This is a genomic window from Variovorax sp. PMC12 (assembly GCF_003019815.1).
In the GTDB taxonomy this organism is placed as follows: domain Bacteria; phylum Pseudomonadota; class Gammaproteobacteria; order Burkholderiales; family Burkholderiaceae_C; genus Variovorax.
In genome coordinates this window covers 448,522-460,899 of the sequence record NZ_CP027774.1, presented here as the reverse complement: position 1 = coordinate 460,899, position 12,378 = coordinate 448,522, and the positions used below count along the sequence as shown (strand labels likewise).

Annotated in this window: 16 protein-coding genes; 7 read left to right on the top strand and 9 right to left on the bottom strand. The window is 63.9% G+C overall.

The window, feature by feature from the left end; translation table 11 throughout:
* Positions 1–7: 7 nt before the first annotated feature.
* Genes C4F17_RS29600 through C4F17_RS29585 form a run of 4 tightly spaced genes read right to left on the bottom strand, consistent with a single transcriptional unit; the run spans position 8 to position 2,810 of the window.
* Positions 8–1,162: an acetyl-CoA acetyltransferase gene (locus C4F17_RS29600; protein ID WP_106938022.1), complete on the bottom strand. Its 1,155-nt coding sequence runs from the start codon at positions 1,160–1,162 to the stop codon at positions 8–10.
* Positions 1,162–1,539, bottom strand: a complete 378-nt coding sequence (locus tag C4F17_RS29595; protein ID WP_205368046.1) for a Zn-ribbon domain-containing OB-fold protein — start codon at positions 1,537–1,539, stop codon at positions 1,162–1,164. The genes C4F17_RS29600 and C4F17_RS29595 overlap by 1 nt, the downstream gene beginning before the upstream one ends.
* Positions 1,540–1,548: 9 nt before the next feature.
* Positions 1,549–2,331, bottom strand: a complete 783-nt coding sequence (locus tag C4F17_RS29590; RefSeq protein WP_106938020.1) for an enoyl-CoA hydratase/isomerase family protein — start codon at positions 2,329–2,331, stop codon at positions 1,549–1,551.
* A complete protein-coding gene (locus tag C4F17_RS29585; RefSeq protein ID WP_234383149.1) occupies positions 2,328–2,810 on the bottom strand; it encodes a MaoC/PaaZ C-terminal domain-containing protein in 483 nt (160 codons plus the stop codon). Before C4F17_RS29585 ends, C4F17_RS29590 begins: the two co-directional genes overlap by 4 nt.
* Before the next feature lie 28 nt (positions 2,811–2,838).
* Here C4F17_RS29585 and C4F17_RS33010 point away from each other — a divergent pair, with 28 nt between their 5' ends.
* The gene (locus tag C4F17_RS33010) at positions 2,839–3,138 is read left to right on the top strand and encodes a hypothetical protein (protein ID WP_159053772.1); all 300 of its coding nucleotides are present in this window, start codon (positions 2,839–2,841) and stop codon (positions 3,136–3,138) included.
* Positions 3,139–3,304: 166 nt separating this feature from the next.
* Here the strand turns inward: C4F17_RS33010 and C4F17_RS29580 are convergent, their stop codons facing one another.
* The gene (locus C4F17_RS29580; protein ID WP_234383148.1) at positions 3,305–3,949 is read right to left on the bottom strand and encodes a TetR/AcrR family transcriptional regulator; all 645 of its coding nucleotides are present in this window, start codon (positions 3,947–3,949) and stop codon (positions 3,305–3,307) included.
* A 133-nt stretch (positions 3,950–4,082) separates the two neighbouring features.
* Here C4F17_RS29580 and C4F17_RS29575 point away from each other — a divergent pair, with 133 nt between their 5' ends.
* The 3 genes from C4F17_RS29575 to C4F17_RS29560 all read left to right on the top strand — a co-directional run bounded on the left by C4F17_RS29575 (position 4,083) and on the right by C4F17_RS29560 (position 6,397).
* Positions 4,083–5,210, top strand: a complete 1,128-nt coding sequence (locus C4F17_RS29575; RefSeq protein ID WP_106938017.1) for a branched-chain amino acid ABC transporter substrate-binding protein — start codon at positions 4,083–4,085, stop codon at positions 5,208–5,210.
* A gap of 540 nt (positions 5,211–5,750) precedes the next feature.
* Positions 5,751–6,008 (top strand): hypothetical protein, encoded by a 258-nt coding sequence (locus tag C4F17_RS29565; RefSeq protein WP_106938016.1) that lies wholly within the window; start codon positions 5,751–5,753, stop codon positions 6,006–6,008.
* Positions 5,993–6,397, top strand: a complete 405-nt coding sequence (locus C4F17_RS29560) for a hypothetical protein (RefSeq protein WP_106938015.1) — start codon at positions 5,993–5,995, stop codon at positions 6,395–6,397. The genes C4F17_RS29565 and C4F17_RS29560 overlap by 16 nt, the downstream gene beginning before the upstream one ends.
* Before the next feature lie 94 nt (positions 6,398–6,491).
* On the opposite strand, the gene C4F17_RS29555 is transcribed toward C4F17_RS29560, so the two are convergent.
* Complete coding sequence (locus C4F17_RS29555; RefSeq protein WP_106938014.1) at positions 6,492–7,451, bottom strand: Bug family tripartite tricarboxylate transporter substrate binding protein; 960 nt, start codon at positions 7,449–7,451, stop codon at positions 6,492–6,494.
* A 31-nt stretch (positions 7,452–7,482) separates the two neighbouring features.
* The gene (locus tag C4F17_RS29550; RefSeq protein WP_106938013.1) at positions 7,483–8,007 is read right to left on the bottom strand and encodes a carboxymuconolactone decarboxylase family protein; all 525 of its coding nucleotides are present in this window, start codon (positions 8,005–8,007) and stop codon (positions 7,483–7,485) included.
* A gap of 95 nt (positions 8,008–8,102) precedes the next feature.
* Between C4F17_RS29550 and C4F17_RS29545 the strand changes: the two genes are divergently transcribed.
* From C4F17_RS29545 to C4F17_RS29535, 3 genes are all read left to right on the top strand, one after another.
* On the top strand, positions 8,103–9,047 hold the full coding sequence (locus C4F17_RS29545; RefSeq protein ID WP_106938012.1) for a LysR family transcriptional regulator: 945 nt from the start codon (positions 8,103–8,105) through the stop codon (positions 9,045–9,047).
* Positions 9,048–9,192: 145 nt separating this feature from the next.
* Complete coding sequence (locus tag C4F17_RS33580) at positions 9,193–9,711, top strand: H-NS family nucleoid-associated regulatory protein (RefSeq protein ID WP_234383147.1); 519 nt, start codon at positions 9,193–9,195, stop codon at positions 9,709–9,711.
* Between the two features lie 66 nt (positions 9,712–9,777).
* Positions 9,778–10,416: a phosphatase PAP2 family protein gene (locus C4F17_RS29535; protein WP_106938011.1), complete on the top strand. Its 639-nt coding sequence runs from the start codon at positions 9,778–9,780 to the stop codon at positions 10,414–10,416.
* A gap of 28 nt (positions 10,417–10,444) precedes the next feature.
* Here the strand turns inward: C4F17_RS29535 and C4F17_RS29530 are convergent, their stop codons facing one another.
* Both C4F17_RS29530 and C4F17_RS29525 read right to left on the bottom strand, forming a co-directional pair.
* Positions 10,445–10,714, bottom strand: a complete 270-nt coding sequence (locus tag C4F17_RS29530) for a hypothetical protein (protein WP_172839882.1) — start codon at positions 10,712–10,714, stop codon at positions 10,445–10,447.
* Positions 10,715–10,887: 173 nt separating this feature from the next.
* A complete protein-coding gene (locus C4F17_RS29525) occupies positions 10,888–12,330 on the bottom strand; it encodes an MFS transporter (protein ID WP_106938010.1) in 1,443 nt (480 codons plus the stop codon).
* Positions 12,331–12,378: the final 48 nt, after the last annotated feature.

Genomic DNA, 12,378 nt, shown 5'->3' with positions numbered 1-12,378 from the left:
GGTGGGTTCAGAGCGTGGCGGCGGTGCCGAAGATTGCAGTGCATTGGCTCGACATGTAGCCGCCCGGCGCGTGGGCCAGCGCGAGTTCGGCGCCGGCCACCTGGCGCGCACCGGCATCGCCGCGCAACTGCACCACGGATTCGATCGCGGTGTAGATGCCGAACATGCCTGGATGGCCGAGTGAGAGCCCACCGCCGTTGGTGTTCATCGGGAAATCGCCGCCCGGCGAGGTGCGACCGCCGTCGAGGAAGGCACCGCCCTCTCCCTTGGCGCAAAAGCCCGTGTCCTCGGCGAAGACGATCGGCATGATCGTGAAGGCGTCGTAGAACTGCACCACGTCGATGTCCTTCGGCCCGAAGCCGGCCTGTGCATAGGCCGTGGCCGAGGATGTTGCGGCTGCGGTGCGCACCAGGTCCGGCATCTGCGCGATGCTGCGGTGCGTGGCGGCTTCGCCCACGCCGAGAAGATATACCGGCTCGCGTCGAAGCTGTGCGGCGCGATCGGCCGAGACCACGACCAGCGCGCCGCCGCCGTCGGTCACGAGGCAGCAATCGCGCACGGTTAACGGATGCGCCACCGGCCGCGCCGCGATCACATCCTCGATGCACAGCGGCCCCGGATCTGGCGCGTCGGTGTCCAGCCGCGCCCAGTCGCGCGCGCTCACCGCCACCTGCGCGATCTGCTCGCGCGAGGTGCCGAACTCATGCATGTGGCGCTGCGCGACCATCGCGTAGGCCGCGAGCGGGCCCGGGTAGCCATAGGGCACTTCGTAGGGGTTGGGTTCGGAATGGGTCGCGAACTGTCCGCCCGCGGACTTCTGCGTGCTGCCATAGGCGATCAACGCGACCGAGCAGAGTCCGGCCGCGATCGCGGCTCGCGCGTGATTCAAGTGAGCGAGGAAGGCACCGCCGCCGACCTGGGTTGAGTCGGTGTAGCGTGGGCGCAGGCCCAGGTACTCGCACAAGCTGAGCGTGGGCATGAAGAGCTGAAGCCCGGCCGCGAACACGCCATCGACATCGGCCAACGAGAGCCCCGCGTCGTCGAGCGCGCGCACCGAGGCCAACGACATCGCGTCGAGAGGCGATGAAAGTACCGGCATCGTCGCGAAGCCGGTGCTGCCGATGCCAGCGATCGCGGTCGCGCCGCGCAGGTTCGTTGCCATCATGCGAGCGCTCCGAAGACCACGCGGTGCACATCGTTCCAGAGCTCGATGCGCGCGGCCACGCGCAGCCCGATGCGCAGTGAGCCGGGGGACGCATCGACCACCGTGGCCATCATGCGGAATCCCTCGTCGAGATCGACCAGCGCGATGTTGAACGAGCCGTCGCGCCGCTGCACCTCGGTGCACGCATGGACCGTACCCTTGCCACGGCTGGTGCGCCATTCGAGATCGCCGGGTCGTCCACCCGGTCCCACGGCCTGCGGCGGAAAGACCGCGCGACCCGCGCCGTGGTCGAACTGGTAGACCAGCCGGCCTTCGGCCAACGCGGCAAGGAAGTGGGCGCGCGGCGAACGCGCTGTATCAGGAGCGGGGGTCATAGCCATCGCCTAGCGTCCGATGAAGCGCGGCTTGCGCTTTTGCTGGAAAGCGCCGATGCCTTCGATGCCATCGGGTCCTCCCAACGCCTCGGTTTGCGCGATCGCCTCGAGCTCGAGCGTCTCTTCGAAAGAAAGCGCGCGCGACAGGATTCGCTTCGACGCAACAAAGGCGGCAGTTGGACCACCCGCGATCTCGCGCGCCATCTGCAGAGCGATCTCGTCCAGCGCTTCGGCCGCCACGCTTCGGTTGACGAGCCCCATCGCTGCGGCTTCACGCCCCGAGATCAGCCGCCCCAGGAATATCAGCTCGGCTGCACGATGCTGCCCGACGCGTTCGCGCAGGTGATGATGACCGCCTGAGTCGAGCACCGCGCCGATGTTGCGGAACGGACTGCCTAGCAGCGCATCGTCGGCAACGAGCGCGATGTCGCAGGCCAGCGCCAGCCCGAAGCCGAAGCCCAGCGCGGGGCCCTGCACCGCTGCGATCGTCGGCACCGGGCAGTCACGCACGGCGGCAAGGACCGGGTTGATCCGCTCGCGCAGGATCGCGAGCGTGTCGTCGGTCTCGGGATGCGTGTCCTTGAGGTCGCGTCCGGCGCAGAAGGCATGGCGTGTGCCGCGCACCAGCACCGCGCGCGCACCAGCGGACACCGCTTCGCCGATTGCGTCGGCGATCGCCGTCATCTCGTCGAGACGCAGGCTGTTCTTCGCAGCGGGTCGGTCGATCGCGACGACTGCGAGCGGCAGTTCCAGCGTCAGGCGCACCGCTTCGGTAGAGATCCCGCCGCTCATCGCGCAGCTCCCTGGAAAGCCATCAGGATGCGCAGTTCGCTGGCCATCAGCAGCAGCCCGTTTTGGTTGTGAACGTTCCACTGCAGCCGCAGCACCCCGTCGGTGGCGGGGCGCTTCACCGTCTTCTCGAGCACTGCGGCCTCGAGATGAATGGTGTCGCCGATGAACGCCGGCGCCGTGAATCGCAGCGCGTCGCTGCCGTAGTTCGCGACGATCGCCGGCGCAGCGGGCGGAATGCCGAGGCCGGCCGCATAGGCCAGCAACATCAGGCCGGGCGCGATGCGTTGGCCAAAGCGCGTGCGCGCCGCATGGTGCGCGTCGGTGTGCAGCACGTACCAGTCCCCGGTCAGCGCGCACCACTGAAGTATGTCGGCCTCTGTGAGGGTGCGTCCGCGCGAACGGAAGCTGGCACCCTCCTCGATCTGGTCGAAGTACTGCTCGAGAAATGCGCAGGTACTGGTGATATCGGTCGTTTGCAATTTCTTTATCCTTCCAGACGGAATATAAATGAAGGACAACATTTTGTGGCAGCTAGGGCTTACCCGCAGCCGGGCAACGCCGCCGAGCAGGAAGCAATGCGCCTCGCGCTATTCGTCGCTTGACGACTTTTCAGCGTTGCGCCGGTGGCCGTACCGCCAGGCGGCTAAGGATTCAGACGTGCGTGACGCCATGCTCGTCGCATCAAGCAAGCTCTCGTTTCGCTTGAAGCCGAACGAGGGCTTGAACCAGCCGCCAAGCCCGAATGCGTGCCGCCGGTGGTACGCCGGGCTGCGCGGTCTGCTCAAGCCCCGCGGGCTGAACGCGTAAATCCACTTGCTGTGCTGCAAAGCAGCGATGGCAGTTCTCGGTAGGCGAGGACCGCAATGGAGACGAGGGGTGCGCGTCTCCCCACTCGAAAGTTGGCTCGGTGGGCGGGAGGAGGCCCCCGGCTTCTACGTCGTCGCCGCTGCGAAGATGTGTTCCAACGAAGACGCTACACAATTCCATGCAAACACATGTCGGTCGCCTGATCGGCCAATGAATCAAGGCTAAGACGCCCTGTAGGTTGATACCAGGTGTAGGTCCAGTTCAGCATGCCATACATCAGCATTGCATGCGTGGTCGCCGCCTGACGGTCCTTGAATTTCTGGGCGTTGATCTCGCGCAGCAGCGCACACAGAAAGTTCACCAGCTTCTGCTCGTTGGCATTCACCTGCGCGCGCAGTTCATCCGGCAGGTGATAGACATCCTCGATCAGCACCGTGTGCCGGTCGCGCTGCTCGTAGTAGTACTTGAGGTGCGCGAGAAAGTAGTTGCGCAGCCGTGTACGCGGATCGATTGGAGCAGACACCAAGTCCGACGCGATCGCCACCAAGGCGCTCACATGGTTACCAAGCATCTCCGCAAGCATTGCTTCCTTCGAGGGGAAGTAGTGATACATGCGCGACTTCGACGCATTGCAGGCGGCGCCAATGTCGATGATGTTCGTGTTGCGAAAGCCGTTCTTGGCAAAGAGCGCCGCGGCCGCGTCGAGGATGGTGGCCCGGATGTCGTCAAAGTTGTCGGATTTGGTTCTGGCCATGTCGGCATTGCCCGCAAAAGAAAAATGCTTCGTTCGATGCACGCGCGTATTGCGCACGTTTCGTCCGCCCGCGCTCCACGCACTTGGGTAAAACAGCGAAATTTATTCCATCTGGACGGCCTACTCTAACCCAGGCCTTGCGGCGCTGAGCCGGCCCGAATCACGATCCACCCGAACCACGGAGTTGCGCATGAACCCGTCGAAACGCCACGTCCTCGCCTTGCTCGTCATCGCTACCCTCGCCGGCACACAGGCGCAGGCACAGGACGCGCCTGTACGCATCGGCGTCGCCGCGCCGCTGACCGGCGCCATCGCCCACCTAGGAAAGGACATGGAGAACGGCGCGAGGCTCGCCATCGAGGACCTCAATGCGCAGAGCCTCGCAATTGGCGGCCGCAGGCTGCGATTCGAGGCGGTGGTCGAGGACGACCGGGCGGATCCCGCCAGTGCCACCACGGTGGCGCAGAAGCTCGCCGACATGCGGGTGAATGGCATCGTCGGCCATCTCAACTCGGGCACGACCATCCCTGCGGCTCGCGTCTACAACGACGCCGGCATCCCGCAGGTCGCGCCAGCCGCGACCAACCCCCAATACACGCGCGCTGGGTACAAGTTCGCCGCGCGGCTCATGGCCACCGATGTGCAGCAAGCCGACGGCATCGCCGGCTACATCGCACGCACACTCAAGGCAAAGACCGCAGCGGTCATCGACGACCGCACCGCGTACGGGCAAGGCCTGGCCGACCAAGTGATCACGGACCTCGGCAAGGCAGGGGTGAAAATCATCAAACGCGAGTTCGGCACAGACCGCTCGACAGACTTTTCGGCCATTCTCACCACCCTGCGCGGGCTCAAGCCCGATGTGATCGTCTACGCCGGTGCCGACGCGCAGGCCGCGCTGGTCAACCGGCAGATGAAGCAACTTGGATTGACAGCCTCCTTCATCGCGGGCGATGGCGTGTGCACCAGCGAATGGAGCAAGCTTGCAGCCGGCACCAACGAGGGTGCCTACTGCTCGCAGGCCGGCGCGCCGCGCGAGGCCATGGTCGCCTTTGCGGACTTCAACCAGCGATATAAGGCGCGCTTCGGCGCCGACGTGATTGTGTTCGCGCCCTATGCCTACGATGCGGTCATGGTGCTGGTGGAAGCGATGAAGCAAGGCGGCTCCACTGATCCCTTGGTCTACGGGCCGAAGCTGACGAGCGTAAAGCTCACCGGCCTGATCGGTCCGATCGCCTTCGATGCACGCGGAGACAATCTCCGCGGTACGGTGACGATATATCAGGTGCGCGCGGGCAAGTTGGTGCCGGCACCATAGCAATTCTGCACGTGGCTCAAATTCGCAACTACCGGGACGTCGCTTGAATTCGAAGCCAAGCGAAAAGCTGCAGACAAGTTGGACACGCGCGCCGATGGATTCGCACCGCAAGCCACTCGGCGCGCTCGGTCACCTTGACGACTGAGGTGATCGAGCTGCTTTCACGGTGACCGCATCGAATTGGATGCGTGATCCAAACCGGTTCAAGCCCCGAACGCACCATCGATCGTGTGTATCGCCCCCGTGAAGAAGCCGGCTTCGGACCTTCGAGCAAGTAAACCATGCACGCCACTTCTTCCGCGGACTCCATACACCTGCTGAAATGTTCAGCGAATGTGTTGCATCGGCCGGTTGAATACGCTGCCGACTGTAGTCGAAGGAGGCCGAGGAGGCCCTGCCCGGGGCGGCTACACGGGACCCCTGCGGCGCAGTCCGCCATGTTTTCGGGTGCGATCCCGCGAGCGTGCATGGCGCAGGCCTACAGCGACGCGTCGCCCCGGAGGATACGAACGGAGGAACACAGAAAAAGGAGCTTCAGCCATGAGCCTCGAATCGACGATCAACGAGTTCAAGAAAGTGGACGCCGCGCGCGCAAACTACCCCGGCGAGCACCTGGTGGTGCTCGGCGCGGGCGTGTTGCTGCTGCTGGCGGCAGGCCGCAGCCGCTCGTTCCTGGCGCGCATCGTGGCAGGTGCGGCGGGCGGTGCGCTGATCGGGCGCGCAGCCAGCCGAACCGGCGGCATTGCGAAGCTGGCGGGTGCCTTGCAGACGGGAGGCCGGGCATGGCCGCGTCGCTGACACCTCGTGCCCGTCCGGTTGCCGGGCCCGAGCGCTTCTGGGCGCCGTGTCTGGCCGTGGCGCTGCTTGCCATGTTCCTCTTCTACGTGGCGCTGCAGGACTTGGTCCGCGAAAGCGCCGCGCGGGCACCGGTGCCGGTTGCCGTGATGCCCGCGCAGGTGGACGTGCGGCCGCCGCCCGGGATGGCCGAGCGTGCGCCGCAGGCGCCGCGGCCCGTGAGGACCTACGCGCTGGCAGTGGCCGACGCCCCGCAGCAGCCGGTGGTCGCAAAGACTGTCAAGACGGTCGAGGTGAGCAAGTGCGTCACGCTTTCGGGCGAGTCTGAATACTCCGACGGCCCTTGCCCCGAGGGGGCCCGCGCCACCAAGCTGCGCTTGCGCCAGGAATGACGCACCGTCCGCCGGCAAGGACCTCTTGGCTGCGTGACCTCCTCTTGGAGGAAGGCCCGTCCAGAGCCGTTGTCTGTCATCAGGGAATCCAGGTTCAGTCCAACTGAATCTTCAGGCTCTTGATGAGGGCCTCCATCTTTCGAGCCTCGCTGCGGGTGACCTCCCCGAACTGCTCTGGCGTGCCTACGACGATGTCCGAACCGATCTCCTTCCACTGCGCCCTGAATGCCGAATCCTGAAAGATTCCCCGGATCTCGGCGTTCAGCCGGTCGATGACTGGTTTCGGCGTGCCGGCTGTGGTCGAGATGCCGTGCCATGCGTAGTAGTCGAAATTCGGGTAGCCAAGTTCGCTGACCGACGGAATGTCCGGCAGTTGTTCGGAACGGCTCCTGGTGGTCACGGCAAGCGCGCGGAGCTTGCCAGACCTGATGTGCGGCATCGAGCTGCCAAGAATGTCGAACATGCTGGTGACCTGGCCACCTATCAAATCCACGATAGCGGGCGCCGCGCCTTTGTACGGAATGTGCGTGATATCGACCTTGACACCGTCCTTGAACAGTTCTCCGCCGAGGTGCTGCGGAGTTCCATTGCCCGCCGAAGCAAACGTGACTCGGTTGGCCGGCTTCCTGGCGTACTCCACATAGTCCTCGAAGGACTTGAGAGAGCTCGATGCCGATACCTCCAGTACCAGGGGAAACTTCGAGATTTGGACGATCGGAGTCAGGTCCTTGATCGGGTCGAAGCCCAGATTCTTGTAGAGATACTGGTTGACCGAAAGGTTTCCGCTGGCGGCCAGCAAGATGGTGTAACCATCGGGCTTCGCCCGGACGACCTGCAAGGTTCCGATGTTGCCGCTGGCGCCAGCCTTGTTGTCCACGATGACGGGCACGTTCAAGCGCTTCGACAGGGGCGTGGCAATCAGCCTCGCCATGATGTCCGTCGGCCCACCAGGCGGAAAGGGGACGACAAAGGTAATGGCTTTCTCCGGCCATTTTCCTTGCGCCATGACTGCGATCGGCAGCAGCATCGCGGCGAGCAGAGTGAGTCTTCTCATGGTTTTGTCTCCAGTGATTCGGTCAGTGATTTCAGCGCGTGTCGTGGGAATGAATCTGCAGCGCTTCGAGAAACCGCGACACCATGTTGTAGGCGGCAATCGTGGCTGTGAGTTCGACAAGTTGCTGTGGTGCGAAGTGCGCCGCGACGGCCGCGAAAACTTCATCGTCGACCTGCACCTGTCGTGTCATCGCATCCACATACGCCAGCACCGCTCTCTCGATCGGTTCGAACAGCGGGCAATGGGGCCAGTCGGCCAAGACTGCCAGCTTTCCCTCCGAGACCCCTTCGCTCAAGGCGATCGGCGCATGCTGGTCGGCCTCGTAAGGTGCGCGATTCAGCAATGCAACGCGCATGATGACCAGCTCGCGCAAGGCTCCGTCCAGGCTTGATTTCTGTCGAATGGAGGTGAGATATGCGAGCCAACCATCGGCAACTGCAGGGCTGTGCAGAAGCATCTGGTACAGGTGAAGGACGCTGCCGCGTTGGGCGATCATCTTGTCCACCAACGGACGCACGGCGCCAGTCTGCGTGTCGGCGTAGGGAATGCGGGCCATGTATGAGTTGTCGTGATTCTTGAATGGCGGCAATGCTATCCATCGGCGATCTATCGGTGAAGTTCCATATTTCTATTGATATATAGAATTCTGGAATGAATGTTTCCCCTCGACACCTGCGCATGTTTTTGGCCTTGGCGGAGTCGCTGAACTTCAGCAAGGCGGCGGAACAGTTGTTCATGACGCAACCCAGTTTGAGCAAGGCTGTTCGGGACTTGGAGGAGTCCTTGGGGCTACCGCTGTTCGAGCGCACCACGCGCCATGTTCGGCTGACAGCGGGCGGCGCGCAGCTCGTGGCGGTGGCGCGCAGTGTGGTGGGCGAGTACGACGCCGGTCTCAAGCGACTGCAATCCTCGGCGGAGAGCGAGGCACGACACCTGTCGATCGCGGCGTTTCCCTCTCTGGCCAGCGTGCTTCTACCCCAGGTGTGCGCCGCGCTGGAAGCACGCCACGCCGCGTCCCGCATCACCGTCAATGACTGCAGCAACACCACAGCTGTGGGACAAGTGCTGCGCTACCAGGTGGACTTTGCGCTGGCTTCGATCGCGCCCTCTCATCCAGACCTTCACTACGAGGAAGTGGTCCGGGACCGTTTTGTCCTGCTGGCCGGCCGACGGTGGAGGCGGAAGTTGAATCCTGTCGTGTGCCTGGAGGAAATGATTTCGCTGCCGCTCATCACAATGACGGACAACAGCACGGCAATGCGCTACATCAGCGCCGCCTATCTGCAGCGCGGCATTGAATTCCGACCGAAGATGCAATTCGATCAACTGGGTACCGTGGCCGCGTTCGTGACTGAAGGTTTGGGAGTCGCGGTGCTTCCCTATTTGGCGGCCATGCCGTTGCTCCGACTACAGAAGGTCGACATCGAGGATGGGCCCCTGCGTTCGATCGGAATCGTCACGCGACGCTTGGGCAACCCGACGACGATCGCAGTCGATGCCATGGCGGAGGTTCGCCGAACATTCGAGGAACTGGTCCTGCAAAACCCGGAACGGCTGCTTGCACCTACAAAATCCACGCGCCGGGCAAATTCTTGATTAGTGCCGATCGGGCGCATGAAGCACTGGTTTATGTAGAGCTTCTCCCGATATCGCATGCCGGCTCCACTCAGAGTCGACTAACAGCAACACTTGCAAATAGGATTAAAGTCGCGCCCTGGACTCACATAAATTAGGTATACCCATGGCTCAGAAAAGCTACGCGCAAATTCAGAAGCAGATCGAGGCACTGCAACGGCAAGCCGACGAGCTTCGAGCCCAGGAGATCGAGGGCGTCGTCGCCCGTATCAAAGAGGCCATTGCCCATTACGGGTTGACTGCTAGGCAACTCGGCTATGGCGACACACCGCGAAAGGCAAAAAAGGGTGACGCGCGCAATGCGGGCTCCGCCGATGCTCCGGCCTATTCGGACGGCCTCGGCAACACCTGGGGCGGCCGCGGCCCACGCCCACAATGGTTGAAGGCGGCGCTGGCTGCCGGCAAGTCACTCCAGGACTTCGCGTCGCCCAGCGGGGCTGCGCCTGCAAAAGCAGTGAAGACACCCAGGAAGGCCAAAGGCGCGCCTGCCAAAAAGCGCAGCGCCACGGCATATCGCGATGAAGCTGGAAACACGTGGTCCGGCTTCGGCCCCAAGCCCCGCTGGCTGAAAGAAGCACTGGCGGCCGGGAAGACATTGGAGCAATTGGCCGCAATGGGCGCGTGACGCGAGCTCGGGAGCGAAGAAGCAGGCCGACGCTGTCGTAGCCTCTTGTATCGCGCCCCCAACCACATGCACAGCTTCTGGCAGGCGTTCACCTCGTTGGGTGACAGCGGATTTCTCTTGCCTGTCGGGCTGCTGATGGCGCTGTGGCTCTTCCTTGGCAAAGGCTCGCGTACGGCTGCCCTGCACTGGGTCCTGATGTTTGGCGCCTGCGGGCTCATCGTCATGCTGTCGAAACTCGCCTTCATGGGCTGGGGCATCGGCAGCGCAAAGTTCAACTTCACCGGCTTCAGCGGCCACACTGCGCTGTCCACGAGCGTATGGCCTGTACTGCTGTGGATGGCTGTGCCGCACATGACGCAACGGCGGCGACTGATCGCCGCAGCGCTGGGCTGGTGCTTGGCCATCAGCATTGGCATCTCGCGCCTGGCGCTGGAGGTGCATTCGAATTCGGAGGTCATCGCGGGTGCCGCGCTGGGCACCATTGTCAGCGCCGGCTTTTTGTGGTGCCACAGCCGGCTGGTTTCTCTTCCTCGAGGCAGGCAGTGGCCGCTGATTGCCATGGTCTTGCTGATTGCCCTGCTTTTGCAGGGGCGTCCGGCGCCGACCCAGGACGCTCTCGAGGTGATTGCGGCCAAGCTGGCAAACCGGGAGCGTCCCTACACCCGGCATGACATGCTGGCCAACTCCCCGGCCTCACCGGGCTGATGCGTCATGCAGGCAGCGCAGTACGGGCCTACTGCTTGACTTGACTATTGGATGAGGAGTCTGCTGGAGCCCTCTGCGCGGCGGCCGCCGCTTCGGCTTCTTTTTCCTTCTTGTTGGCCATATGCCGCCCGACCACGCAGCCGCCAGCAGCGCCAAGAAGACCGTGATGCCCCGCAACATGGCCGCCCACGCCGCCTACCACCGCACCCTTGATGCAGCCTTTGGCGTCTGCGGTGCCGGCCATGGTGAGCAATGCAACGGCGGTCGTCGCCGCAATCAAAGCGAATGAAGTCTTCATGACAGGTCCTTGTGTTGTTGATGGTTTAGGAACCACTCACACTAGCTGCTTCCGACGCTTGCAGCGTACGCGGCGGCGGCATCCATCTGTAGGCCAGTTTCGGCTTACCCGCGGAGTTGGCTTTACGGCGGCGCGTGGCCGAATCCATCGACTGACAGATCGCGCTTCTCCGATCACGTGGCGCGAGCCCTTGCTGGGCTTCTGAGCAGGCTCGCCGCACTCCCCATCAACGCAGCCAGAGCCGCAATCGCCAGGCCCCAGTGCACTGCGCCGTGGGACGGCAGCATCCCGAACATCAAGCTCATCAGCAAGCTGCCGAGCGTCAACCCCGTGAGCCGTGCGGTGCCTTGCGCGCCACCGGCCGCGCCGCTGCGATCCTTGGGTGCCGAGAGCAACATGTTCTGGTTGTTCGGTGTCTGAAAGAAGCCGAAACCCAGGCCGGCGAGGCTCGTGAACACGGCGATCGGCAGGACCGGGTTTCCGTGCAGCGGCCACAGGGCACACAGGGCCAGGCCGCTTGCGAAGCACGCGCTTCCGGCCGCGCACAGCCATGCAGTCGGCACGCGCTGGGCCAGGCGTGCCGACAGCGGCGCGGCCAGCATCACCGCCAGGGGCCACGGGGTCATCAAGAGCCCGGCGGTCACCGCGCTCTGACCCAGTTCGTGCTGGATATAGAACGGCAGCGCCACGAGGCTGGCCATCTGGCCTGTAAAGCAGCAGACGGAGGCAATCACCGAGATCCGGAAGGAATGCACGCGCAGCAGGTCCAACGGAACCAGCGGCGCCGCCTTCGGCATCTCGCGCCGTACCAGCAGGACCATGCAAAGGGCCGACATGGCAAGCAACGCGCCGCCGTGCAACGGATGCACCACCAGCCGGTCACTCCCCAGCACGAAGGAGGCGAACATGACCGCGTTGAGCGCAATGCTCCACACGTCGATGCGACGCACCGAGCGCGGCGGGCTCGGCAAGCCCGCGCAGGCTGCGAGCACAACGAGGCCGATCGGCAGATTCACGGCAAAGAACCAAGGCCAGCTTGCCGCGGAGAGTATGAAGGCGCCCAGGGTAGGCCCCGATGCGGAAGCGGCCGCGACTGCGAGTGCATTCCAGGCGATCGAGCGCGCCAGCAATCGATGCGGATAGGTGAAGCGCAAAAGCGCCAGCCCGAGGGGCATCACGGCTGCACTGCCCAAACCCTGGAGGCACCTCGCGGCCACGAGCCAAGGCAACGACGGCGCCACCGCGCACAACACCGACGCCGCGGTGAACAGCGCCACACCACCGGCAAAGACCCGCCTATATCCGAACCGCTCCCCGACAGCGGAAGCCGGCAACAGGAACATGACCACGGCCAGCTGGTAGGCCGTGATGATCCAGACGGCATCGGCGGGTGTCGCCTGCAATTGCTGCGCAATGCTTGGCAGCGCGATGTTGGCGATTGCGCCATCGAGCACCACCAGCACGCCTGCGCCCAGGATCGCGGCGACGGCTGCGTAGCGCCGCGGCAGAGGCAGGCCATCGGCATCGTGCACGGCATTCAGGTCGTTCGCCTCCCGGCCTTCGACGGCGCTAGCGATGGTGGAGGAAGGGTTCGGTCGAAGCGTGGGTGACAACATGATTGGACAACTGGAAGGGTCACGCTCTATTGCGCCAGGCCAGCTTAG